Origin of the sequence: Thioclava sp. NG1, from assembly GCF_003122275.1 — a bacterium.
Lineage (GTDB): Bacteria > Pseudomonadota > Alphaproteobacteria > Rhodobacterales > Rhodobacteraceae > Thioclava > Thioclava nitratireducens.
In genome coordinates this window covers 1-24253 of record NZ_QFBB01000003.1, presented here as the reverse complement: position 1 = coordinate 24253, position 24253 = coordinate 1, and the positions used below count along the sequence as shown (strand labels likewise).

Sequence of the window (24253 nt, the reverse complement as noted above, 5' to 3'; positions counted from 1 at the left end):
AAGCGAGGTATCCGGCCTGTCTCCGGTGTCAAGTTGCTTCGCGCGTCAAACCAGCATCGAGGCGAGAAGGTTCTGATACATTCCCCAGAGCGCGCTCACGATGATCGCGACCACGCCGATCGCCTGCACGTTCACCCGGTGGCGCGAGAGCGCCTTGATCGCAATCGCCGGGTCATGCGCAAGCGTGGGCTCTGCATCGAGTTTATGCGCCAGTCGCAGGCTCAAGCCGAACACGGCCATCATCGGCACAAGCAGCAGAGCGAAAGCCTGCGCCGTCTCCGAGCCGTAGATGAATCCGGTGATGATGAGAAAGCTCAACATGAAGGGGATGGTGATCGACATCGAGAACCCGGCATCGCGCCGGATGCGGTTCAGCCGCCGTGCGCTCAGCGCCGTCATCGCGGCCAGATCCTGACCCGCGTCGCCCCCCTTGCGGCGCGCGCGGATCACCATGTCCCACGGCACGCCCAACACCCAATGCGAGGCCGAAGACCAGACTGCGGCCAAGGCGATCCAATACCACAGGTTGGAAAAGCTGCGCAGGTCGATCAGCCGCGCGATCGTGTCGAAAACTTCCAAGCCCCTCGCCCTCGTTCTTCCGGGTCGTCGTGTCGCGCCCCCTCCTGACGATGCATAGACCAGCCCAGCCCCGAGCGGAAGCCCGCGCGGATCTGCCGCGCTTGCCTGTTACATCGATCCGTGGCACCCATTTTGCCCGAGCCAGAGGAGCCAGCCGATGAATCCGATCCTTCCGCCCTTCCCCCACACCCGTTTGCGCCGGATGCGCCGCACTGCAGCGCTTCGCGATCTGGCACAGGAACACCGGTTGAGCGTGAAGGACATGATCTGGCCGATCTTCATCACCGACGTGCCGGGCGCGGATGTCGAGGTGCCCTCGATGCCGGGCGTCGTGCGCCGCACGCTGGAGGGCGCGGTGCGCGCCGCCGAAGAGGCCGCAAAGCTTGGCATACCGGCGATCTGCCTCTTTCCCTATACCGATCCGGCAGTTAAGACCGAGGCCTGCGAAGAGGCCTGGAACCCCGAGAACATCACCAACCGGGTGATCCGCGCGATCAAGGCCGAGGTGCCCGAGATCGCGATCATGACCGATATCGCCCTCGACCCCTACAATGCGAACGGCCATGACGGGCTGGTGCGCGACGGGGTTATCCTCAACGATGAAACCGTTGAATGTCTTGTGAAAATGGGGATCGCGCAGGCCGAAGCCGGGGCCGATATCCTCGGGCCTTCGGACATGATGGACGGGCGCATCACGGCGCTGCGCTCGGCGCTCGAAGGCGCGGGTCATTCGGACGTGACGATCCTCAGCTATGCCGCGAAATATGCCTCCGGCTTCTATGGACCATTCCGCGACGCGGTCGGCGCCACCGGTGCGCTGAAGGGCGACAAGAAAACCTATCAGATGAACCCCGGTAATTCCGACGAGGCGCTCCGGCTGGTCGCGCGCGATCTGTCGGAGGGCGCAGACATGGTCATGGTGAAGCCGGGGATGCCCTATCTCGACATCTGCCACCGCGTGAAAGAGCAGTTCGGCGTACCGACCTATGCCTATCAGGTGTCGGGCGAATACGCGATGATCATGGCGGCGGTGCAGAACGGCTGGCTCGACCACAAAAAGGTCATGCTCGAAAGCCTGATGAGCTTCCGCCGCGCGGGCTGCGATGGTGTGCTCACCTATTTCGCGCCGGAGGCCGCGAAACTGCTTGGTAACGGCTAAGCAGGGTCTTGCCACTTCAGCGTGAAGGGGCTCAAGAATAAGTGACAAAGCGGGTTCCCTCGTCTATTAATTGTGCCAAGCGGTCGTAATAAGACCATTCAGCCCGGCGCGAGATCGGGCATATCGAGCGGAGCGACAGACATGACGAAACTTTCCAGACGGACCCTTCTGGCGATGGGCGGTGCGGGGCTCGGCCTTGCGGCCTGCGGCAACGGCGTGGGCAGCGCAGGCAGTGCCAAGCTGGACGCGCGGGTCGACGCCACCCGGAACTACCTTCTGACGAAATATCCCGGCACGCGCGATCTCGAGAACAAATCGGTGGGCGTGCTCTGGATGCCGCTGATGACCGAGGCGGGCTTCGGCGTAGGTGGGGCTTTCGGGCGCGGCGCGCTGCGGATCAACAACGTGACGGTCGATTACTACGCGGCGGCAGCGGCGAGTTTCGGTCTGCAGATCGGCGCGCAGCAATATGCTCATGCCCTGTTCTTCATGACGCCCGAGGCGCTGTCCAGCTTCCGCCGCGGCGATGGCTGGCAACTGGGCGCGGATGCGCGCTACGCGGTGCCGGATCAGGGCGGCGCGATTTCGGCCTCCACGCTGACCTCGACCGCGCCGATCATCGCGTTGGTCTTCGGCCAGGCAGGTCTGATGGCGGGCGCGACGCTCGCGGGCACCAAGTATACCCGGATCATTCCGTAAAATCTCCCGCTTAGACTGCTTCCTTAAAGCAAAACATAAAGAAAGCCCCGCAGATCGCTGATCTTGCGGGGCTTTTCATGATTTCTGGCGCATAACGGATCAACCGCCGAGGATCACCCGCACATAATTGCGAGTCTCGCGATACGGCGGAATGCCGTTATGTTTCGCGACCGCCTCCGGCCCAGCGTTATAGGCCGCGAGCGCCAGCCGCCAGCTTCCGAAGCGATCATACATCATCTTGAGGTAGCGCGCGCCGCCCTCGAGGTTCTGCGCCGGATCGCGCGGGTTCACGCCCAGTTTCGCGGCGGTCGCGGGCATCAGCTGTGCCAGCCCCATCGCTCCCTTGTGCGAGCGCGCCTGCGGGTTCCAGCCGCTCTCTTGCTGCACGAGCCGCAGAAACAGGTCGGTCGGAATGCCGTGGCGCGAGGCCACCGATTTCGCGGTGTTGATATACTGGCCGCGATACTTGCCGTTGTAGCGTGGAACGCTCTCGGCACTGGCGGTCTGGGTCAGCTTGCCGCCGGGTCGCAGCCGCGAGGAATGTTCGTATTGCTGGGCTGCGCGCGTGTCGAGGATGTTGGTCTGGTTTCGGAACAGCATCGCACGCGATTTCGAAGAGTTACCCTGGAGCCTCAGCCCCTCTGCCTGGGCGCTCATCGGGCCCGTCATCACCGTTGCCGCGGCAATTGCCGCAAGCCCGAGAATTCCGATCGTCCTACGCATCGGCCCCTTACCATTCACTGTCCATATTTTCGGGGCCAAACTATAAAGAAATCGGCAAAAAGTTAAAGGAAAACGCCGAACGCCTCGGCGATCTCCCGCCGACTCGCTTCCCTAACGTCAGATTGCGCGTGCCTGTTGCGCTTTCGCATCAGCCTTGATGGGGCCGTGAAACAGCTCCTCCACGAAGATCGAGACAAGCTGGGAGCGGCCCGAGACCCCTGCTTTGCGGTAGACTGAATTGAGGTGGGATTTCACCGTCGCCTCGCTCGATCCGCGAAAGGAGGCGGTCTCCGAGACCGAGAACCCTTTGATGGTGAAGGCCGCCACATCGGCCTCTGCGGGCGTCAGCCCCCATTGGTCGAACTGCGCGCCCATCATCTCGGCCATCGCGCCCTGTGCGGCCCCGATGGTGCGATCCGCGCGCGCCTGACGGCGCAGGAGCGCCCAGAGCACCGTCGCCTCGACGACGATCCCCGCGATCAGGCCGAGATTGGCGAACAGCTCCATGTTGAGATCCACCGTGAACCGTCCGGCTTCGCGGATGTCGTTGAACACGTCTGCCACGAAGAGAGCGGCACAGGCCGTCTGGAATAAGATGAGGGCGACCAATGCGCCCTCTTTCGTCCAGACCGAGACTCGCGCTCGCGATATCGCCATGGGCGTTTACCCTCTGTTGCTGCGGAACACCTTCTTACCGGTGATCATCGCGCGCGCAAGGTTCACGCGCAACCGACGGCTCTCAAAGACGACGGCGGCGATATGGGCGGCGATCGAAACCTCGGCCCAGTTGACGGCCAGTTCATGCACTTCCTTGGGCCATTTCACGCCCCAATAGGCGTCGGTCGTCATCAGGTAGCCCGAGCCCGCGATGACCAGAAGCGTGATCAAAAGATTGTAGATCATCAGCGCGCCGAGTGGCGAATGGCCCAGATGCGCGTGCCGCCGCCCCGTCGCCATATCGCGCAGCTGCGTCAGCGCGCCGGTGGGCGATGGCGGGAAATCCTTGAACTTCGCATGACGCGTCCCGAACACCCCCCAGAGGATGCGCGCGATCACGAGCCCCGCGACCGTGTAGCCGATCCAGTGATGCAGATCGTTCTTCGGCGAGGTGAAGAAGGCGTTGGCGGTAAAGAGGCCCGCGATCGACCAGTGGAACACCCGGACGAACGGGTCCCAGACGCTATGCGCGCCAACGGGCGGCGGTTCTGCGTGAGACGTTTCATGCGACGGAAGATCGGTAAAGCTCGCGTCTTCGATGGCCATGATCGGGCCCTCCTGCTGCTTTCGGGAAAGACTGGCGTGAAGAGGACGGGCCGATCGTGCCGGCCCGTCCCCGAGGATCGGATCAGTTGCTGTCCGAACGCTTCACCTGCTTGAGGTTCGAGTCGAAGAAGAGCTTGGCGCGCTTGCCGTCCTTCATCGCGTAAACCTCGATATAGCCGCCATCCGTTTCCATGCTGCGAACCTGGTATCCCTGATCTTTCAGCTCGGCTGCGAGCTTCTGCTCTTGTGCCGGGGCCACGTCGCCTTCGCCACCTTCGGCGAGTGCGGGGAGAGTGGAAGCAGCGGCAATCGTAGCGCTCGCGGCGATCAGCATCAGGTATTTCATGGGGTATCTCCTCATGGGATATGGGTTTGCTCGACCGGATCGGGCGGGGTCGTCCCCGGGTGCCGTCCGGCTCGTGCAGACCTGGGGCAAACCCGGACCGCCAGCTATCGACGCAAGGTTGGAAATGCGGTGCCGAAATCGCTCTCAAACCAAAGATGCACGCGGGATTTCGCCGCTTTCCGTCACGGTTGAGCGAAGCTTCGCCCCTAGGCTCCAGCGGGGCTCTGCTCTATACCCTTTGGGACCAATTCTAGAATCGCAGGCGGAGGCAATATGGCAGGCAGCGTCAACAAGGTCATTCTGATCGGCAATCTGGGGCGCGACCCAGAGGTGCGGACCTTCTCGAACGGCGGCAAGGTGTGCAACCTGCGCATCGCCACCTCCGAGACGTGGCGCGACCGCAATACCGGCGAGCGCAAGGAACGCACCGAATGGCATTCGGTCGCGATCTTCTCGGAGCCGCTGGCGAAAGTGGCCGAGCAATATCTGCGCAAAGGCTCGAAGGTCTATATCGAAGGCCAGCTCGAGACCCGCAAATGGCAGGACCAGAACGGTCAGGACCGCTACTCGACCGAGGTCGTGCTGCGCCCCTATCGCTCGGAACTGACCATGCTCGACGGGCCTGGCGGCTCGGGCGGCGGTCAGGGCGGCGGTGGCGGTGGCTACGGCGGCCCGTCCTCGGGTGGCGGCGGCTACGATGACGGCGGCGGCTATGGCGGCCCGTCCTCGGGCGGCGGCGGCGGCGGTGGCCGCTCGGATTTCGACGACGAGATCCCGTTCTGAGCCAGAAACAAGAAAGGCCCCCGGTTCGGGGGCCTTTGCTTTTGAAGCTGTCCGATGTCAGAGAAGCGCGCCTGCGCCCTGCCCTTTATTTCGCGGCGGTTTCGCCATCCAGAAGCGGGCGCAGATCCGAGGCGATCACGCGCTCTGTCAGCGGTCCGGCAAAGCGATAGAGCACCTTGCCCGCGCCATCGATCACGAAGGTCTCGGGCACGCCGTAGACGCCCCAGTTCAGCGCCATCTTCCCGTTCGGATCGGCGCCCAGCTCAGCGAAGGGGTTGCCCATCTCGCTGAGGAAACCTTGCGCCTTGGCGGGCTTGTCCTTGTAGTTGACCCCATAGATCGGAATGCCTTCGTCCGAGAGCGCTTCGAGGTTGGGATGCTCCACCCGGCAGGGCGCGCACCACGAGGCCCAGAAATTCACCAGCTTGATCTTGCCGTCCTTCAGATCGGCATCGGTGAAGGGTTTGAAATCACCCAGAGGCTCCAGCTGCACCGGCGGCGCCGGTTTGCCCGCAAAGGCAGTGGGCAGCTGCGTCGGGTCTTCGCGCGTCATCCCCCAGATGAACACGCCCGCGAGCCCCGCGAAGATCAGCGGCGGCAATAGCATCAGCGGCTTAACCATGTGCGCCCCCTTTCCGGCGGGCCTCGGCCTCGGCCAGTTGACGTTTCACCTTCGCGCCCCGCATCAGCGAGACGACGACGATCAGCACCAGAAGCACGACTGTCGAGGCCCAGGCGATATTGACGGTGTAGGTGTAGGATTTGGTGGACGGGTCCACGAGGACGACGCCGCCCTCGGTGACGGTTCCGCCTTGTTCGGTCGTATCACTCATGCCATGCGCTCACGTTGCTGGATGGCGCCCAGACGGCGCGCGCGGACCTCGGTGCGGGTGCGGATCAGCACCAGCGCGAGGAAGAAGAAGATGAACCCGGCCATGCAGAGAAGCAGCGGGAACCAGTAGACATCCGCGATGTGCTGCTCGGAATCCATCGAGAGCGTCGCCCCCTGATGCAGGCCCTGGTTCCAGAAATTCGCCGCATAGCGCGAGAGCACCGCGAAGACCCCGCCAACCAGGCTGAGCACGCCGGTCAGATCGGCGGCCGTATCGGGGTTCTCGACCGCGGCCCAGAGCGCGATATAGCCGAGATAGAACAGGAACAGGATCAGGAACGACGTCAGGCGCGGATCCCATTCCCACCAGGTACCCCACATCGGCTGGCCCCAGACCGCGCCGGTGATCAGCGCAATCAGCGTCATCACCGCGCCTATCGGCGCCGCGGCCTTGGCGGCCAGCGCCGAGACATGGTGGCGCCGGATCAGCCAGATCAGCGAGGTCACGACCATCATCACCCAGATGTTGATCGCCATCATCGCGGCGGGAACATGGACATAGATCACCTTCACCGAGCCGCCGAAATTCTCGGCGGCCGGGACGAAGAAATAGCCCCAGACCAGCCCGACGATCAGCGTGATCGCAGCAATTCCCACCGTCCAGGGCAGGACCTTGTCCGTGGTCTTCATGAATTTGACGGGGTTGGCGTATTCCCAGATCGACATCTTGTTGTTCTGCTCACCTTCTGGCCAGGTCGGCTCTTCCTATCATGGGATGCGCGCGGGAAGCCCTAGCGCAGATTGACGCGGATCGCGGCGGCCGAGGCGAAGGGCACGAGCGCGATCGTCGCCGCCGTGATCCCGGCGAGCATCAGAAGCGGTGTCTCGGTGTTCATCCCCTCGGCGCCACGGCGCACGAGCTCCGCCCCGAAGATGAGGGTCGGCACGTAGAATGGCAAGACCAGCAGCGACAACAAAAGTCCTCCGCGCTTCAGCCCGACGGTCAGCGCGGCCCCGAACGTGCCCAGAACCGAAAGCGCGGGCGTGCCCAGAAGAAGCGAAACCACCATCCAGACATGCGCCCCTTGCGGCAGATGCAGCAAGATCCCGAAGATCGGCGCCGCGACGACCAGCGGAAGCCCGGTCGTGATCCAATGCGCGAGCGCCTTGATAGAGACCACCCCTTCCAGCGGCACAGGCGCGGTGACCAGCAGATCGAGCGAGCCATCCTCGTAATCGAGCGCGAAGATCCGGTCGAGCGAGAGCAGGCAAGCCAGAAGCGCTCCGACCCACAGGATCCCCGGCGCGATCCGCGCGAGGATTTTCCCCTCGGGGCCGACGCCGAAAGGCACCAGTGTCACCACGATCAGGAAAAACGCGAGCCCGAGCCCGAAGCCGCCACCTGCGCGTACCGCGAGGCGCAGGTCTCGCATAAGAAGCGCAATCATGCCCGGCCTCCTGCGCGAGCCAAGGGGGCGCTGCCCCCTTCGCGGCTGCGCCGCTCATCCCCCGGGATATTTCGGCCAAGCCGAAACAACGCGCAGCTGCCTTCGCCTTGGTTCAAATATCCCCGCCGGAGGCTCCCGACCGCGCCTATAGCGCGCCGCGCGATCATAGGAAAGCCTCGTCGAAGGCGCCCTGCATCCCGCCCTCTTCCGGCATCTTGGCCTTGAAGGGCGTCAGGTCGAGGACCTTCGCCTCGTCCAGCCCAAGATCGATATGGGTCGCGATCAGCGCCGCTCCGCCGCCCGCGAGATGGCCGCGCACGGCCTCGGCGAACAGCGCGACGGAGGCCGTGTCGAGCGAGACGGTCGGCTCGTCCAGCACCCAGATCGGGCGCCCGGTCACCAGAAGACGCGCAAGCCCGAGGCGGCGTTTCTGCCCCGCCGACAAGCTATGCGCAGGCCGTGTCTCGAGGCTTTTGAGGTTCATCCGCGCCAGTGCCGGCTCGATATCGCGGCTCGCATAGACCGACGCCCAGAAGCCGAGGTTCTCGCGCACGGTCAGCGTCGATTTCAGCCCGTCGGAGTGGGCGGCATAGGCCATGCTTTCCGGCGGCACCGAGACTGTCCCCGCCAGAGCCGGTTGCAGCCCCGCCAAGGTGCGCAGGAGCGTCGTCTTGCCGACCCCGTTGGGACCGCGCAGCACTAGCGCATGACCGGCGTCGAGCGTGAAGCTCAGGTCTTCCAGCACCGGAAGCCCCCCGCGCGACACTGCGAGCCCGTCGACCGACAGCATGCTCATTCAGGCGTCTCGGAGGCGTCGGGTTTTTCCGGCATCGCGATCAGCGCGCAGCCGACGCGGCGGCCTTCGGACAGCAGCACGTTATAGGTACGCGCCGCCGACGGCGTGGCCATGCCCTCGCACATCAGTCCCTCGGCCTCCAGTTCGGCCACGAGGTCCTTCGGCAGATGGGCGATCTCTTCGCCGGTGCCGATGAACAGCACGTCGAGCTTTCCTGCGAGCGCGAGCAGCGGCGCGCGGTCGTCCAGACCGCCCCAGCTGCCCATCTCCTCTCCCGAGACCCAGATCGAGCCTCGCGTGACCTCTCCGGCGACGCGGAAAAATCCCGGCCCGTAACCGTCGATCGGCAGCGAGGCCCCGAAATTGGCTTCAGTCAGTAGCGACATCCGTTTTGTCGAAGAACTTCTCCGAGGGGTCCTTCTTCTCCTTGTTGCGGTCCAGCCCGATGAACAGGACGATGTTCTTTGCGACATAGACCGAGGAATAGGTACCCACGATCACGCCCCATGTCATCGCGAAGACGAAGTTGCGGATCACGTCGCCGCCCAGAACGAGCAGCGAAATCAGCGCCAGCAGCGTGGTGCCCGAGGTCATCACGGTGCGCGACAGCGTCTCGTTGACCGAGAGGTTCATCACCTCGCGCAGCGGCATCTTCTTGTATTTCACGAGGTTCTCGCGAAGACGGTCGAAGACGACGACGGTATCGTTGATCGAGTAGCCGAGGATCGTCAGCAGCGCCGCGATTATCGACAGGTCGAACTTGATCTGGAACAGCGCGAATATGCCCACGGTAACGGTCACGTCGTGGATCAGCGCCGCGACGGCGCCGACCGAGAACTGCCACTCGAACCGCAGCCAGATATAGACGAGGATCGCGGCGACCGCGGCCAGAACCGACCAGATCGCGGTCCAGATCAGCTCGCCCGAGACTTTCGGGCCGATCGACTCGGTCGCGACGATCTTGATGTCCTTGTTCACCGTTTTCAGCGAATCCAGCACCTTGGCCTGGGTCTCGGGGCTGATCGCCTCCTGCCCGTCCTGCGCCTGGATGCGGATCGTGACGACCTTCTGATCGGCGCGGAAGTTGGGGTCATAGACCTGCGTGATCAGCACGTCGCCCAGACCGAGCGGCGCGATGGCCGAGCGATAGGCGCCGATGTCGACCGGCTCGGTCTGGTCGGCCTCGGTGCGGATCGTGGTGCCGCCCCGGAAGTCGATGCCGAGGTTCAGACCCATGGTCAGCACGAGCACGATCGAGGCCAGCACCATGACGACGGAGAAGCCGAAGGTCGCGACCTGATGCTTGAAGAAGTCGAAGTTGGTCTTTTCGGGGACCAGTTTCAGACGGAATGCCATGTCTCGATCTCCCTTACAGAACCAGTTCGCGGGGACGACGGCGCGCGAACCAGAGGCTCACGAACAGCCGCGTCACCCAGATCGCGGTGAAGACCGAGGTGATAATCCCGATCAGGAAGGTGACGGCGAAGCCCCGCACCGGGCCCGCGCCCAGCACGAAGAGGATCACCGCGGTGAGGAAGGTGGTCACGTTGGCGTCGATGATCGCCGACATCGCGCGCTCGTAACCCAGTTCGATCGCTCTGGCGGCTTTCGCCTTTTGCTGATTGCGCAGCTCCTCGCGGATACGTTCGAACACGAGCACGTTGGCATCGACCGCGGTCCCCATTGTCAGCACGATCCCAGCGATACCGGGCAGCGTCAACGTGCCGCCGATTGCCGACATGATCGCGAAGATCAGCGCGATGTTGATCCCCAGCGCCAGCGAGGCGAAGACGCCGAACGTGCCATAGGAAGCGATCATGAAGACCACCACGAGCACCGCGCCCACGGCCGCCGCCATCTTGCCCGCGGCGATCGAATCCGCGCCGAGTTCCGGGCCGATGGTCCGCTCTTCGAGGAAATTCATCGAAGCAGGCAGCGCGCCGGCGCGCAGCAACAGCGCCAGATCGGTCGCCTCTTTCACCGTGAATCGGCCGGTGATGATGCCCGAGCCGCCCGCGATATGCGATTGGATCGTCGGGGCCGAGATCACCTTCTTGTCGAGCACGATGGCGAAGGGCTTGCCGATATTGTTCTGCGTGTAATCGCCGAAGGTGCGCGCCGCGCTCGCGTTGAAGCGGAAGGCCACCGCCGGATAGCCGTTCTGATCGGTATCGGGGCGCGCGTCCGTCAGGTCCTCGCCGGTCACGACCGGAACACTGTCGAGGATGTAATAGAGGCCCTTCTGGTCGGCCGAGGGCAGGATTTCCTGATCCGAGCCCACCGCTTCATTCGGGTTCGAGCTGGTGCCGATCACCGAGTTGAAGGTCAGTTTCGCCGTGGTGCCGATCAGCTGCTTGATCTCCTGCGCGGAGCTCGCGCCCGGCACCTGGATCAGGATGCGGTCGGAGCCTTCGCGCACGATCGTCGGTTCACGGGTGCCAGCGGCGTCGATCCGGCGGCGCACGATCTCGAGCGATTGCTGCATCGTGCGGTCGTCGGTCGCGGCTTTCTCGGCATCCGAGAGCTGCACGATCAGCTGGTTGCCCTGGGTGGTGATCGCGAGCGTCTTCTGGCCCACGCCGGTCAGCGAGGAGACCGGGTTGTTCAGCGTCTCGGCGATCTTCTGGGCTTCGGCGATCTGGTCGGCATTGCCGATCTGGATGCGCAGAACGCCGGGATCGGCGTTGAGCCGACGGATCGAGCCGAGCGTCCCGCGTTCGGCGGCGAGCGCCTTGCGGAACTCGGGCCAGAGCGCATCGACGCGGGCCTTGTAGACCTCGTCGACATTGACCTCGGCCAGAAGCTGCGCGCCGCCGCGCAGATCGAGACCGAGGTTCACGATGTCGGAGGGCAGCCAGTCGGGCCAGCCCGCGCGCGCGGCCTGCTGATCGGGCGTCAGGGCCTGGCCCTTCGCAGCGGCGGCAACGGCATCGTTATGCCCCTCCACCCGGTTGTAAAAGATGTTCGGCGCGGCAAAGACGAGCCCGATCACAACGACGATCAGGATCAGCACGCGCTTCCACAGCGAAATATGCAACATGGGGGACGGGCCTTATATGGCTTATTCGGAGGTCTTGGCGGGTTCGGTGCGCGAGAGAACCTGCACGATGGTCGATTTCACAACGCGGACCTTCACGCCCTGCGCGATCTCGACTTCGACTTCGCCGTCTTCTTTGAGATGGGTGACTTTGCCGAGGATACCGCCCTGGGTCACGACCTGATCACCGCGGCGCAGCGCCTCGAGCATCGCCTTGTGCTCCTTGGCTTTTTTCTGCTGCGGACGGATCAGCAGGAAATACATGATCACGAAGATCAGGATCAGGGGAAGGAACTGGCCGAACGCGGCGGCGGGGTTGCTGGCGCCACCGGCGGCCTGCGCGAAAGCGGGGGTCACGAACATGATCTATGGTCCTTTGTCATGGGCCTTGGGGGCATGACGCCCCGGTTGTCGGCGCGCACCCTATCCGTGGCCCTGAGGCTTGGCAAGGCGAAGCGGCCCCGGCACGCGCGTCCTCACGTCGCGTTGACGGTGCGAAAGAAGGCGCGCAGCGCGGGGTCGTCGCCCGGTCGCGACAAAGAGCGACGGAAACGGTGTGCGGCCCGCGTCGCGAAAGGGAGACACTCGACGCGGAAAGAGGGGCTCTGCCCCGTTCCTGCGGAGCGTCCCCGGAATACCTGCACCTAGGGGAAAGGGCACCCGGTGGCCGTCAGGCCAGCGGCAGGGCGCGCTCGGCCAGACGTGCGAGCAGCGATGCGCCCACCGGCGCCGCCTCGTCGTTGAAATCGAAGCGCGGATGGTGGAGCCCTGCCCCCTCGCCGGTGCCCATGAACAGATAGGCGCCGGGCCGCGCGGCCAGCATATAGGCGAAATCCTCGGCGCCCATTTCACGCGGAGCATCGGTGACCACGCGCTCGGGGCCCGCGATTTCACTTGCGACCTCCGCGGCGAAGCCGGTCTCGTAAGGGTCGTTCACGGTGGGCGGGTAGCCACGTTCGTATTCGATCTCGACGCTGACGCCGTGCGCCGTCGCGATACCTTCGCAGATCTCGTGGATCCGTTTCTCGGCCAGATCGCGGATTTCCGGCTCGAAGCAGCGAATCGTCGCAGTGAGAAAGCCGCTTTCGGGGATGATGTTGAGCGCGGTGCCCGCGTGGACCTGCGTTACCGAGATAACGAGCGCATCTCCCGCGCCCACGTTGCGCGCGACCACCGTCTGCAGCGAGGAGACCATCGCCGAGAGCGCCGGGATCGGATCGATGCAACCCTGCGGTGTCGCCGCATGGCCGCCGCGCCCCGTCACCGTCACGCGGACCTCGTCGACCGACGCAAGATAGGGACCGGGCGTGGTGTAGAAATGCCCGAAAGGCAGCCCCGGCGCATTGTGGATCGCGTAGACGCGCGAGATGTCGAAGCGCTCCATCACGCCGTCCTCGACCATCACCTCGGCGCCGCCGCCGTCTTCCTCGGCGGGCTGGAAGATCAGCGCGACGGTCCCGGCGAATTTTCGGGTCTCGGCGAGATAGGCCGCCGCGCCCAGGAGCATCGCCGTATGCCCGTCATGCCCGCAGGCATGCATCTTGCCTGGGGTTTCCGAGGCATAGTCCGCATGGGTTTCCTCGGTGATCGGCAGAGCGTCCATGTCGGCCCGCAGGCCCACGGTCGGGCCCGCGCCCTGCCCCTTTATCAGCGCCACGATACCGGTCTCGGCGATGCCCTCATGGATCTCGTCCACCCCGATCTCGCGCAGTCGGGCCGCGACATAGGCCGAGGTTTCGTGCAGCGCGAAGCGCAGCTCGGGATGGCGATGCAGCCAGTGCCGCCATTCGGTCATTTGCGGGCCGAGATCGGCGATACGGTTGAGAACGGGCATAGTGGACTTCCCCTTGCGGGCTGGTTAGGCCAGAGGCATTCGCATGGCAGGAGGCAAGCTGCAATGGCCAAACCCGACGATGCCCTGATCTTTGACGATACGGGAGACGCCGCGCATCAGTTCACCCGGCTGACCGCGATCATGGAATGCCTGCGCGATCCCGAGACCGGCTGCCCGTGGGATCTGGAGCAGGATTTTGCCTCCATCGCGCCCTACACGATCGAGGAAGCCCATGAAGTCGCCGATGCGATCGCGCGCGAGGCTTGGGCGGAATTGCCCGGAGAGCTGGGCGATCTCGCGCTGCAGGTGGTCTATCACGCGCAGATGGCGTCCGAGGACGGGCGTTTCGACATCTCCGACGTGCTGCGCGCGATCAACGCCAAGATGGTGGCGCGCCATCCGCATGTCTTCGGGTCGGAGAGCCGCGAGAAATCCGCCGAACAACAGACCGCCGATTGGGAAGCGATCAAGGCGGCCGAGCGCAAGGCTGCAGGCAAATCCGAGCGTGTCGGTGTTCTGGACGGGGTCGCCTTGGGCCTGCCCGCGCTGACGCGTGCGATCAAGCTGCAGAACCGCGCGGCCCGTGTTGGGTTCGACTGGCCTTCGACCGACGAGGTTCTGGACAAGATCGTCGAGGAGGCGCGCGAGTTGGAAGAGGCGCGCGACGAATTAGGGCCGGAGGAACTGGCCGAGGAATATGGCGATCTGCTGTTCGTGATGGTCAATCTGGGGCGGCATCTGGGGCTTGACCCGGAGGCGTCCCTGCGCGCGGCCAATCTGAAATTCACCAATCGGTTCAATCATATCGAGCGCGAACTTGAAGCGCGTGGGAAAGCGCCCAAGGACAGCGATCTGGCCGAGATGGATGCGCTCTGGAACGAGGCTAAGGCGCGCAAGATCAAGTGACGGAGGGGGGCGCTGCCCCCGCGCCTTCGCGCCCCCAGGGATATTTTCAGCAAGCCCGAAGAGACTTAGAGGAACGCTTTGCGCAGCATGTTCAGCGCGACGAGCATAAGAAAACCCGCGAAGACACGCTTGAGCTTCCTGGGATCGAGCTTATGCGCCAGCGCTGCGCCCAGGGGAGCGGTGAGCGTGGTCATCGCGATAACGATCAGGAAGGCGGGGATGTTGACCGCGCCGATCGAGTAAGGCGGCGCGTCGGGGACCGGGGTCAGCAGGAAGCCGATCGCCGAGGGCAACGCGATGGTCACGCCGAAGCCTGCCGAGGTTGCGACCGCGCGGTGGATCGGAATGCCATGCAGCGTCTGCATCGGCGTACCGATCGACCCGCCCCCGATGCCCAGAAGCACCGACAGGAAGCCCATCAGCGGGCCGAACCACGCGCGGAAGATGCCACCCGGCAGCCCGTCCGAAATCCGCCAGCTCGATTTGCCGAACATCATGTAGCAGGCGATCAGCAGCACCATGACCGCGAAGATGATCTGCATGGTCGAAGAGCGCAGTTGATGCACCACCAGCACCCCGATGATCGCACCGATGGCGATTGGGACGACCCATTGCTTGAGGATGTCCCAGTCGACCGCGCCCTTGCGGTTATGGGCCATGACCGAGCGGATCGAGGTCACGATGATCGTGGCCAGAGAGGTTGCGACGCAGACCTGCATAAGATCGCTCGACCCGTAGCCCAACCCGCTGAAAAGATAGAAGAACGCGGGCACGAGGACGATGCCGCCGCCGACGCCCAGAAGCCCCGCCAGAACGCCTGCGAACGCCCCCACTGCCATCAGGATCAGGACGAGCGGCGCGAGCGTGGCGAAATCGGGCATGTCGGAAATCTCCTTGGGTTCCGCTCAGTTAACCCGTTCACGTACCGCTGACAACGCACTCTCGAAAAGTTCAACCCCGGCACCGTCGCGGGTCGCGCCTTCCGACAGAATCTGCCGGAAGCGCCGCGCGCCGGGCTTGCCGTGGAACAGGCCCAGCATGTGGCGGGTGATCTGGTGCAGCCTGCCGCCGCGCTCGAGATGGCGCGCGATATAGGGGATCATCGCCTGCGCCACATCGATCGGATCGCGCGCCTCGCCCTGCCCCCAGATGCGCTGATCGGCGGCGCCAAGCACCTCCATCGGCTGGTGATAGGCCGCGCGGCCCACCATCACCCCGTCAAGACCTTGCGCCAGTTCCGCCTCGGCCGCGGCGAGATCTTTGATACCGCCATTGATCGACAGGTGAAGCTGCGGATAGGCCGCCTTCATCGCGTGGACGAGCGGGTAATCGAGCGGCGGGATCTCACGGTTGTCCTTGGGCGAAAGGCCTTGCAGCCACGCTTTGCGCGCATGGATCGTGATCCGGGTCACGCCTGCGGCGGCGACTTTCTCGATGAATTCCGGCAGCACTTCCTGCGGGTCTTGGTCATCCACCCCGATGCGGCATTTCACCGTGACTTCAACCGGTTGCGCGGCGATCATCGCGGCGCAGCACTCCGCCACCAGATCGGGCGTCTTCATCAAGACGGCGCCGAAGGCCCCGGACTGCACGCGATCCGACGGGCAGCCGCAGTTGAGGTTGATCTCGTCGTATCCGAAATCCGCACCGACCTGCGCCGCCTCGGCCAGTTCCTTGGCATCCGAGCCACCCAGCTGCAGCGCCACCGGATGCTCGGCATCGTCAAACCCCAGCAGCCGCTCCCGGTCGCCGTGAATCACTGCGGGTGCGGTCACCATCTCGGTGTATAGCAGCGCATTGCGGCTGATCTGACGGTGGAAGTAGCGGCAATGGCGGTCGGTCCAGTCCATCATCGGGGCCACGCTTAGCCGCGCCGCCCGGCGGATGTCCGAAGCCTCTTTTTTTATTGGCTCTGCGCTCATGGTCACTTGACCGATCTTCCTCGATTTATGGGCCTTTTGCCCCTGTTATCTGGGGTGGTGCAACAAAATGTTGCACCGGACCCGAATTGTTGCACCGCTCTCCAGCTCCTCCGGAGCCTCGCCTCGTCAGCAGCGAAGGCGAGGTGTCCGCCGGATCCTCCAATCGGAGATATCAAACCCTAATCAAATATCCGAGCCGAACGCGCCGCTCGGTCCGATCTCCCAACTATCGCCAAATACTCAAGGAAAGGAGACCCGGATGGGTACCATCATGCAACGCCAGAAGAAAGACGGCGCGACAAGCTTCACAGCGGTCATCCGCAAGAAAAAGGGCGGCAAAGTTGCTCTGACCTTGGCGGAGACTTTCAAGAATAAGACGGCTGCGGAGCGGTGGATCCGAAAGACAGAACGTGCTCTTTCAGAAAAAGGGGCGCTCGATCGCGCCGTCGCAGCTCGACATCGCAAAACTTGGGCGGACGTGATCTGCGAATACTGTGACGCATCGCCGGAAGGCTTCGGCAAGACCAAGGCGGCGAATCTCGCCTATCTTCAGCGTCTCGACTTCGGAAAACTGGCAGTAGAGGAGACCGACGATCATGACTTTTTCCGATTGGCTCAGGATCTATTGAATGGCGTCCAAGCTCCTCCGTCAGACTCGGAGGCAGACTGCCCCGAACACTACGTCCTGAAACCTCGCAAGCCCCAGACGGTGAACAGCTACATGGCGACCTTGCGCACGGTCGTTTGCTACGGTGGCCCGATCAGCAGGGTCGACATGCCAATCGGGGCCTTCGAGATCGCAATGCGCACGTTGAAACATCAACGCATGATCGGTCGCTCGGCGACACGGAATCGGCGACCAAGTTTGGACGAACTCGACCGTCTGCTGACTTACTTCCTCGACCGCTACAGGGCCGATGGCCGACGCGTGCCGATGCATAAGATAATTGGCGGCGCGATAACCCTCGCGCACCGCCAAGAAGCCCTCTGCTCGCTGCCGTGGGAAGACGTCAATGAAGAAAAGGCGCGGATTACGATCCGAAACATGAAGCATCCACGCGAGACGCAGGGAAACGACGTTGAAACATGGGTGACGGAAGAGGGAATGAAAATAATCAACTCGATGCCTCGCGACCACGACCGCGTCTTCGCATTCAACCCGGACTCGGTTAGTCGCCTCTTCACGGATGCATGCAAGGTTCTCGGTATCGAGGACCTGCACTTCCATGATCTTCGTCACGAGGCTGTCTCACGCTTCTTCGAAATCGGTCTCGGCGGGGGCAGCCGCGATATCATCATGAAATACACGGGCCACTCTCCGGACGGCAGCCTGTCCCGCTACATTCATGTCGAGCAGGTCGGCGACAAGTACGCCGACTGGAAATGGTGGCCGATCCTGTTTGCTCCGCTCTGACGTTGGCACCGGGCGCTGCGGACGGTCCTCCGGGCGCCCTACCCTGACCTCGCGTTGAAGCCAGAATTTCCGTGCTGACTCGCAGGGAACCAGTTCCTTGCGATGGAACACTCATCTCCCGCCTCCCGCCGAAATTCACCTGCCGCCGCCGACCTGTCGGCCGCTGACTATGTCCGGTTGCTGCATCCTCCGGGGAGCATCGGAAAAGTCTCCTTCGTGATGATCCGAAGCCGGGACGAGGCGATCACGCGCACGTATTCGGTCGAGACCGCGCCGATGATCGTGGAGTCGCTTCTTGACGAAAGCACCTATCTGACACTCAACCGATTCAACGGCCCTCGGGATGGCGGCCGCCTGGCACAGATCAACGCCCTCTATCTGGATCTCGATGTGCACCGCCTTCCGGGCAGCAACCAGCCCCATGAGCACTGGGTCGAGAAGCTGCATATAGAGCTTGATGCCAAGAGCATACCTCGTCCGTCAATTGTGACCTTCACCGGCCGAGGGCTGGCAGCAATCTGGCTGATCGATCCACTTCCAAAGAAGGCGCGGCGCAGATGGAGCGCCTGCCTCAGGTGCCTAATCGACCTTTTCCGACACCTGGGCGCGGACAGCGCGTGCAGCGTTGCGCCGAGAGTGTTTCGAATCCCCGGCACCACGAACCTAAAGGCAGGCGCAGAGGTAAGGACGGTCGACGGGACGCTTCGCCGATACCCGTTCGACGACCTTGCAGACCGGATCTTCGAGGCCGCCGGCCGTCCAACGCGTCGCCAGCTCCGGAACCAGAAAGCCGCGCGGGCTAAAAAATCCAGATCCGGCGAGCCTCGTGGCCTCGCCCCCCGCAAGCGTTTCGCAATGATCTCAAATGATCTCGACAAGATCGTGAGCCACTGGGGAGGACGTGTTCCGGAAGGCAAGCGCAACACTTTCCTCCACCTGGTCGCAACCTGCCTTACGCACACAGCGCTGGAGACAGAGATTGAAAATCAAGTTCTCAGGACGGCTGCCATCGCCACGCCAGGCCTTTCCGAGCGCGAAGTGGTCGGAATCATCAGGAGCGCCGCGAGACAGGCGCAGAAGGCGTGTTCGTCAACGCCTGCGCTCGATGGAAGACTGCACTACTCTGGCGCGCGGATCGCAGAATTGCTGGAGATCTCCGATGATGTCGCTCGGGCGTTGGGTCTTGAGCAGGTCATCTCAGAGGAGGAGCGCGCCCGCCGAAAGGCATCACGCGAAAAAGGTCGTCGACAGGCCGCCGGGGCAAAATCACGGGAAGACTGGCTCTCGCAGAACTCGGCATCGCGAGAGCAACCTTGGAGGGCCGCCGGCATGTCGCGCACGAAATGGTATGAGCTCGGTTTGCACAGGGCTCTCCGGCCGACGTGAATGTTGTCCGGACAGGTCCGTGCCCGCTCCAAGGGCGTAAGCCACGCCGCAGGCCAAGGCCTGGAGCCCGTCTCCAGGCCACATTGCCCTTATTCCAAGAAAACCCCACCCGCGCCCGACCGCCCGATAAACCCGCGAAGCCGCCGCCAGAAACCCGAAGGACTGGACTTTTTATTCGATAGGACGAGTGAGATCTTTACGATCTATTGCATTGCACAATGAGATCAGAAAATCTGGGCGGGCATGAATATTTCGAGCCGAAAAAGCGATTATCAATATGGACTGGAGGACTGCGATGTCCTCGACAGGGATTCTCTGAAAGCATTTCGAGCCAAGCGCGACGAATGGCTGTACTGGCTGGAACACGACGAACATCACGCGATTTCGAAACAGATCACCGGGATGCTCTGGTCCGATGCCGTCTTCCGACTGATCAACGAGTCCCGAAAGTTCGCCCATGAGGCCGGAGACGGCTATTCCACCCAGAGCGGTATCATCGCGTCTTCACTCGACCGAGGCTACGTTGCAGAACAGGTGATATCCTTTCGGAAGCTGATGGAGAAAGGAGCCCGAGACCCGGAGAAACAGGTCATCTCCTTGCGTCGACTGATCGATGATATCCGGAAAAACCGCCATCTCCTGACGCGCGAGATGTTTGTCTGCCATGATGGACTTCCTTACGACTGCGATTGCGGAATAGAGGAATTGCCCGAACCGAATGAGAACGGCGTGTCGTTTGGATACCTCGACACAAGGGGGCCACGGGCGTTTTATATGTCGCGGCTCATGCATGAAGCCTTCGATCGAATGATGGAAAAGGCACCCGCAAAACGCGGTCGTAAGGATCGGATCGGGGATGCATTCTTTCAAGAGATTGAAGATGCCCTCAGCGCTGCGCCTTTCGATGAATTGCGACAGCATGCCAACAAGATTCTATTGCACGCGGCGGATGAGTTCAGTCGGGGTAAGCGCTCCGGCGGGGGGATAACACTCGACAATGTATGGATATGTCACAAGGCCATTCTAATGGTCGCAAACCGGGTATCCGTGGCGATCGGTGGATCAAACATCGGGGCAGTGCCGACGCCCCAATTTGATGTGCTGGAGAACTGGAGTGCTCCCTTTGCGCCCGAAGCGAAATTCGAGGAATTGCTGAATCAGTGGCGCAAAGAGAATGATCTCCGCGAAGACTGGTGCCAAGAATTGTTCAGGACCTGACCATGGAAACTCGTAGCAGGATCAACGCGGAATACAGGAGCGCGCCCCTGACACCTGAGGCTATGTCGGCCACGAGGATCACGATCACGCCATTCCGGCATCTACTTCCGGTCGACATCGTTGGCGGACCGTCGAAACGAGATGCTGCCGCCCGGACGCTTACTCTTCACTACGGCCCTCGGACGACTGAAGCCGATCTCCCGACTGACAGTCGGACTGGAAAGCCCAGGACATTCCTGCGTAACCGTGGCGAATTCACTCGGCGCATCATGGAAGATGCGCAGGTGGGTGACGTCGTGATCTTCGAACGGATATCGACCTACGAGTATCGCCTCCATCTTGAGAGGCCCGACGGCATCAGGATTTCAGGCGACAACCGCATTACCCAGGAGAATGAACGGCTCCGGAGATGGGCGCTCCGCGAGACGCGCCCGGAGCAACAAAATTTCCGCAGGAAGATCGCGGAACGCGATGGCCTGAAATGCGCGATCACCGGCTGCTCGATCTCGGAGATACTTGATGCCGCCCATCTCGCTCCGCGAGCCCCAGGTGGGTCAGATGACCCAGCGAACGGGATGATCCTGCGTGCCGACATCCACCGCCTCTTCGACGCTGGTCTACTGGCCATTGACGCGGCCGGCACCGTCTCTGTCAGCATCGAGGTGACTGACCCCGAGTATCGCAGCCTTCACGACACGGCCGCTTCGACGGGCGCGGATCTTGCCGATTTCGCGGCGCGCGCAATTGCCATCGCCGGCGCGTAGTTTTTTTTCGCTCTCAGATTTTTTGCCTAAATAGAAAAGATCCATCTCCTCAGCACCACCCCGCCGGGGTGGTAGCGCAAGGTAACGGTATTACCGGCGCTTACCATTACCAAGAGGAGCCAATATGGCCCAGAAAAAGAACACGTCGCTTGAAAAACAGGTCCGCGACGCGATCCATCAACTCACCAACAATGGCAAGCCTGTCACAAACCAAGCGGTCCGCGACATTCTCGGAGGCGGATCTTTTCGGGACATTTCGCCCAAAGTTAAGCAGATTATGGCTGAGATTGCGGCGAAGGAACAGGCGGCGCGGGCCGTCCCCGAGATGCCCGAGGACTTTCAGGATGCCGCTGCTGCGATGTGGCAGATGGGCTGGGAACTCGCCGACGAGATCGCCGCATCGGACCGACGGGCGCATGCCGCCGAGCTTGAGCGTCTGAAGTCCGAAGCTGACGAGGCGCTCTCGAACTGTGCGCTGGTCGAAGACGAGCGGGACGCCGTGGAGATACGGGCCCAGGATCTGGAGAAGAAGCTCGAGGAAGCCCTGAGGGCCCTTCGCGACGCGCAGCTCGAGATCGCGCGTCTCGACGGTCGTCTCATGGAGCGCGAAAAGGACGTCGTGAGTAGGGTCAAGCGACCAAAGCAAGCCCAGAAGCCGAATCCCAAGCGTGACGATCCCGTTGCTGCTTCTCCGGTGTCGAAAGATGATGCTCAGCTGGACATGTTTCCCAAGGGGACGCCCGGACAGAAGAGACCCGACGACCCGGAACCACTTGCAGCGGAGTGAAAGGAATACAGAGCAGTCTCGGCACGTCCGGATGGGCGTGGTTGCCTACCGGATGTGCCGTTGCGATCAGCCCCGCGTTCGCACTCTCTGTCGATCCGTCCTGATGATCCGGATTGGGTCAGGCTCAGCGTCAGTGTGAAGACTGGATCGCTGCGGATCTGTCGCTTTCTCCGGATAGTGTTTCCCCCGCTCGAGATCGTATCCACGCTGGCGCGCTGCCTCCTCCAAGGCCGCGACGCCACGATCGAGGTCTTCGGCGAGATCCGGTCTTTCGTCGCATATCTTCATGGATTGCCAAGTCGCGATCCAAGTGCGTCGAACCGAGACATTGGTCATCTTGTCCAGACGATTTTGGAGAGCCGAGACATCAGATCCCCGCGCGACGAACAAGGCGTCCGGGAACGCGTCTCGGTCAAGCGGGAGGGCCTCGCCATTCGCGATCTGGCTAAGAGTCTTTGGAACCACCTGCCCAGCTCGCTCGCGTTCCTTAATGATTGCTGTCGCGGCGTTTCGGTTCTTAGCCTCGGCCTTCGCGAGACGTGTCTCGCGTCGACGAATATTGAACGCCCTCTTCGCGAGATCGACCACGAACTCGTAGGCAGGCTGAACGGCATCCATGAGCCGCTCTCGCTTTTTCTTCGATTTCGGCGCCCGGGGTCCAAACTCCAGACCTTCCTCCCGCTCCGCCGAGGCCGGCCGGTAGTCGAGCTCCCGATGGACCACAGCCCGACCTCCAAGGTCCAGCGCCGTGCGCAGCGCGACTGCGTCCGCCCTGGCAGACTCGGCCGTTCGCGCCTTCTCGGCTACCTCGGTCTCACGCCGGGCTATTTTCGCATCGCGTCCGCAGAGCGCCTTCTCGCGGGCATCCAGCTGTGCCTGCCGCTTCTCCTGAGTACCCTCCCATGCTTCAAGATCGGCGAGACGGTTCTCCCGAGTAGCAATGTCGCGCTGTAGAGCTTTCGCCCGACCATACGCCTTGCGGCTCCATCGGTCCCGGCCGGGACCGATGCGCATTAGCCCCACCGATGCGAAGACTTGCTCGTGTAGCTCGTCCTGCCACCCCCTCATGGCGTCGCAGTACGCGACATTCGCTCGCTTTCCGCGGTCCTTCGACTTCGCTTCACCGGACTGGTTTACTGCTTCTTTCGCCACTCGGCCGGGATGGAGATGATCGACACGTCCACGGACCGGGTCGACGGCGAATACGTGGAGATGCAGATGCTCCTCATCCCAATGGACCACGCCTGCCAGGACCAAACCGCCCGCCCTGGAAATCCTCTCGCACTCCCACTCCAGGGTCTGCTCCAGAACATCCATGGCTTGCCGCTTGAGTTCTGGATCGGCTAAGGCGTCCTCGGACAGGACCGGCAAAGAAAAGACGCTCGCGTAGAGCGTCGCTGCGTCCTTCCGCAGCTTCCGCGTCACCGCCACCGGTTTCTTGCCCTTTCCCCGCTTGACATAAGTCTCCCGCGTCTGCGATGCCGTCTCCTGCGCTTGCCTAATGTCACGAAAGGTTTCGACCGCACGCGGCAGTATCTGGGGCCCCGGCCGACCGGGGATGACATGAGCCGACGCGCTTGCAATACGCTCTGCTTCGTCGAGGATCTCCTGCGCTGTCCACTTGCGCTGGCCGTTCTTTCTAAACGCATGCGGCTCGGGGCCGGCGCCGTTACCGCACTTGTTCGACCACAGTTCGATGTGACAAAATTGATATCCTTCGAACATCGCGTCTTCTCCTTGTTCTTGCGATAGATCGAAGTGGAAATAGGGACGCGAGGGCGGTTCCCTGAAACAACCGAAGTAGGAACAAAGCCGGACAAGCGGTACACATAGGGACCGACTATGTGTATTGCGCGGCGCTGCGCTTGCTGCATACACACTGCCGGCTCTCCGAGGGCCGCTCGCCGCGGGGCCTCCTGCGCGGAGAGCGGCAGGGTCGTCGCTCGCCGCTCCCCCTGCACCCCCTGGCGTCTCCGACGGGTCATGGAAGGTCGTTCCGCACTCCTTCCCCGACACCCCATCCTGCTCGCGCCCCACGCGGCCAAGAGAGGAGTGCCTCTCCTGAACCTCTCCCTCCGTCCAGAAATGAACGGTCGAACCGGGGGAAGAAAGTTCAAACTGGGAGAAGGCTTACTGGGGTGCACCTTGCTGCCGCGCCCTTTCGGTGAGACGCGGCAGCAAGGTGCACCCGATGACATGATATCCAAGTCCGACACTATGCGAACGCATTCTATTCGTGAGCTTTTCGCAATGACAAAACGGTGCAAGCGCAGACATTGAAACAGGCGGAATAAATGTAAGCGGCGGCTGCATCCCACCTCAGGTTCAGCTTGACGGCTTGAAGTTCCACGGGAGAA

At 62.7% G+C, this 24253-nt stretch carries 27 protein-coding genes; 9 read left to right on the top strand and 18 right to left on the bottom strand.

Going from position 1 to position 24253, the window contains the following annotated elements:
• Positions 1–45: 45 nt before the first annotated feature.
• A complete protein-coding gene (locus tag DEM26_RS05770) occupies positions 46–579 on the bottom strand; it encodes a hypothetical protein (RefSeq protein ID WP_075774780.1) in 534 nt (177 codons plus the stop codon).
• A gap of 157 nt (positions 580–736) precedes the next feature.
• On the opposite strand from DEM26_RS05770, the gene hemB reads away from it, so the two are divergent.
• On the top strand, positions 737–1738 hold the full coding sequence (gene hemB, locus DEM26_RS05765; protein WP_109171927.1) for a porphobilinogen synthase: 1002 nt from the start codon (positions 737–739) through the stop codon (positions 1736–1738).
• Positions 1739–1879: 141 nt separating this feature from the next.
• Positions 1880–2437 (top strand): YSC84-related protein, encoded by a 558-nt coding sequence (locus DEM26_RS05760; RefSeq protein WP_075774778.1) that lies wholly within the window; start codon positions 1880–1882, stop codon positions 2435–2437.
• 99 nt (positions 2438–2536) lie between these two features.
• Here DEM26_RS05760 and DEM26_RS05755 read toward each other — a convergent pair whose 3' ends face one another.
• The 4 genes from DEM26_RS05755 to DEM26_RS05740 all read right to left on the bottom strand — a co-directional run bounded on the left by DEM26_RS05755 (position 2537) and on the right by DEM26_RS05740 (position 4769).
• The gene (locus DEM26_RS05755; protein ID WP_075774777.1) at positions 2537–3160 is read right to left on the bottom strand and encodes a lytic transglycosylase domain-containing protein; all 624 of its coding nucleotides are present in this window, start codon (positions 3158–3160) and stop codon (positions 2537–2539) included.
• A gap of 117 nt (positions 3161–3277) precedes the next feature.
• Positions 3278–3817: a helix-turn-helix transcriptional regulator gene (locus DEM26_RS05750; RefSeq protein WP_075774776.1), complete on the bottom strand. Its 540-nt coding sequence runs from the start codon at positions 3815–3817 to the stop codon at positions 3278–3280.
• A gap of 6 nt (positions 3818–3823) precedes the next feature.
• Positions 3824–4423, bottom strand: coding sequence for a cytochrome b/b6 domain-containing protein (locus tag DEM26_RS05745; RefSeq protein WP_077701218.1), 600 nt, complete (start codon positions 4421–4423; stop codon positions 3824–3826).
• 82 nt (positions 4424–4505) lie between these two features.
• Entirely contained in the window at positions 4506–4769 is a 264-nt protein-coding gene (locus tag DEM26_RS05740) for a PepSY domain-containing protein (protein WP_075774775.1), read from the bottom strand.
• 273 nt (positions 4770–5042) lie between these two features.
• On the opposite strand from DEM26_RS05740, the gene ssb reads away from it, so the two are divergent.
• Positions 5043–5552 carry a single-stranded DNA-binding protein gene (gene ssb, locus DEM26_RS05735; protein ID WP_075774774.1) on the top strand — a complete coding sequence of 170 codons (510 nt, stop codon included), beginning with the start codon at positions 5043–5045 and terminating at the stop codon, positions 5550–5552.
• An 85-nt stretch (positions 5553–5637) separates the two neighbouring features.
• Here the strand turns inward: ssb and DEM26_RS05730 are convergent, their stop codons facing one another.
• From DEM26_RS05730 to DEM26_RS05685, 10 genes are all read right to left on the bottom strand, one after another.
• Entirely contained in the window at positions 5638–6174 is a 537-nt protein-coding gene (locus DEM26_RS05730) for a DsbE family thiol:disulfide interchange protein (RefSeq protein WP_109171926.1), read from the bottom strand.
• Entirely contained in the window at positions 6167–6385 is a 219-nt protein-coding gene (gene ccmD, locus DEM26_RS05725) for a heme exporter protein CcmD (protein ID WP_088718631.1), read from the bottom strand. Before ccmD ends, DEM26_RS05730 begins: the two co-directional genes overlap by 8 nt.
• Complete coding sequence (locus DEM26_RS05720) at positions 6382–7110, bottom strand: heme ABC transporter permease (protein ID WP_075774772.1); 729 nt, start codon at positions 7108–7110, stop codon at positions 6382–6384. The genes ccmD and DEM26_RS05720 overlap by 4 nt, the downstream gene beginning before the upstream one ends.
• Positions 7111–7175: 65 nt before the next feature.
• On the bottom strand, positions 7176–7832 hold the full coding sequence (ccmB, locus tag DEM26_RS05715; RefSeq protein ID WP_075774771.1) for a heme exporter protein CcmB: 657 nt from the start codon (positions 7830–7832) through the stop codon (positions 7176–7178).
• Positions 7833–7995: 163 nt separating this feature from the next.
• A complete protein-coding gene (ccmA, locus tag DEM26_RS05710) occupies positions 7996–8628 on the bottom strand; it encodes a heme ABC exporter ATP-binding protein CcmA (protein WP_075774770.1) in 633 nt (210 codons plus the stop codon).
• On the bottom strand, positions 8625–9014 hold the full coding sequence (locus tag DEM26_RS05705; protein ID WP_088726566.1) for an Mth938-like domain-containing protein: 390 nt from the start codon (positions 9012–9014) through the stop codon (positions 8625–8627). The genes ccmA and DEM26_RS05705 overlap by 4 nt, the downstream gene beginning before the upstream one ends.
• Entirely contained in the window at positions 8998–9984 is a 987-nt protein-coding gene (gene secF, locus DEM26_RS05700; RefSeq protein WP_075774769.1) for a protein translocase subunit SecF, read from the bottom strand. The genes DEM26_RS05705 and secF overlap by 17 nt, the downstream gene beginning before the upstream one ends.
• A gap of 13 nt (positions 9985–9997) precedes the next feature.
• The gene (gene secD / locus DEM26_RS05695; protein WP_075774768.1) at positions 9998–11668 is read right to left on the bottom strand and encodes a protein translocase subunit SecD; all 1671 of its coding nucleotides are present in this window, start codon (positions 11666–11668) and stop codon (positions 9998–10000) included.
• A gap of 21 nt (positions 11669–11689) precedes the next feature.
• The gene (gene yajC, locus DEM26_RS05690) at positions 11690–12028 is read right to left on the bottom strand and encodes a preprotein translocase subunit YajC (protein WP_088718635.1); all 339 of its coding nucleotides are present in this window, start codon (positions 12026–12028) and stop codon (positions 11690–11692) included.
• A gap of 307 nt (positions 12029–12335) precedes the next feature.
• A complete protein-coding gene (locus DEM26_RS05685; RefSeq protein ID WP_109171925.1) occupies positions 12336–13499 on the bottom strand; it encodes a M20 aminoacylase family protein in 1164 nt (387 codons plus the stop codon).
• Positions 13500–13562: 63 nt separating this feature from the next.
• On the opposite strand from DEM26_RS05685, the gene mazG reads away from it, so the two are divergent.
• Entirely contained in the window at positions 13563–14405 is an 843-nt protein-coding gene (gene mazG, locus DEM26_RS05680; protein ID WP_088724288.1) for a nucleoside triphosphate pyrophosphohydrolase, read from the top strand.
• 65 nt (positions 14406–14470) lie between these two features.
• Here mazG and DEM26_RS05675 read toward each other — a convergent pair whose 3' ends face one another.
• Both DEM26_RS05675 and dusA read right to left on the bottom strand, forming a co-directional pair.
• On the bottom strand, positions 14471–15286 hold the full coding sequence (locus DEM26_RS05675) for a sulfite exporter TauE/SafE family protein (RefSeq protein ID WP_088722756.1): 816 nt from the start codon (positions 15284–15286) through the stop codon (positions 14471–14473).
• A gap of 24 nt (positions 15287–15310) precedes the next feature.
• Positions 15311–16327 carry a tRNA dihydrouridine(20/20a) synthase DusA gene (dusA, locus tag DEM26_RS05670; protein ID WP_109171924.1) on the bottom strand — a complete coding sequence of 339 codons (1017 nt, stop codon included), beginning with the start codon at positions 16325–16327 and terminating at the stop codon, positions 15311–15313.
• A gap of 259 nt (positions 16328–16586) precedes the next feature.
• Between dusA and DEM26_RS05665 the strand changes: the two genes are divergently transcribed.
• From DEM26_RS05665 to DEM26_RS05645, 5 genes are all read left to right on the top strand, one after another.
• Positions 16587–17741 (top strand): tyrosine-type recombinase/integrase, encoded by a 1155-nt coding sequence (locus DEM26_RS05665; protein ID WP_158275088.1) that lies wholly within the window; start codon positions 16587–16589, stop codon positions 17739–17741.
• A gap of 102 nt (positions 17742–17843) precedes the next feature.
• Positions 17844–19127, top strand: coding sequence for a hypothetical protein (locus tag DEM26_RS05660; RefSeq protein ID WP_146194436.1), 1284 nt, complete (start codon positions 17844–17846; stop codon positions 19125–19127).
• A gap of 243 nt (positions 19128–19370) precedes the next feature.
• A complete protein-coding gene (locus tag DEM26_RS05655; protein WP_109171921.1) occupies positions 19371–20345 on the top strand; it encodes a hypothetical protein in 975 nt (324 codons plus the stop codon).
• A gap of 284 nt (positions 20346–20629) precedes the next feature.
• Positions 20630–21109: an HNH endonuclease gene (locus DEM26_RS20330; protein WP_158275087.1), complete on the top strand. Its 480-nt coding sequence runs from the start codon at positions 20630–20632 to the stop codon at positions 21107–21109.
• Positions 21110–21233: 124 nt separating this feature from the next.
• Positions 21234–21896, top strand: a complete 663-nt coding sequence (locus tag DEM26_RS05645) for a DNA-binding protein (protein WP_109171919.1) — start codon at positions 21234–21236, stop codon at positions 21894–21896.
• A 66-nt stretch (positions 21897–21962) separates the two neighbouring features.
• Here the strand turns inward: DEM26_RS05645 and DEM26_RS05640 are convergent, their stop codons facing one another.
• Positions 21963–23621 carry a hypothetical protein gene (locus tag DEM26_RS05640; RefSeq protein ID WP_109171918.1) on the bottom strand — a complete coding sequence of 553 codons (1659 nt, stop codon included), beginning with the start codon at positions 23619–23621 and terminating at the stop codon, positions 21963–21965.
• Positions 23622–24253 lie beyond the last annotated feature (632 nt).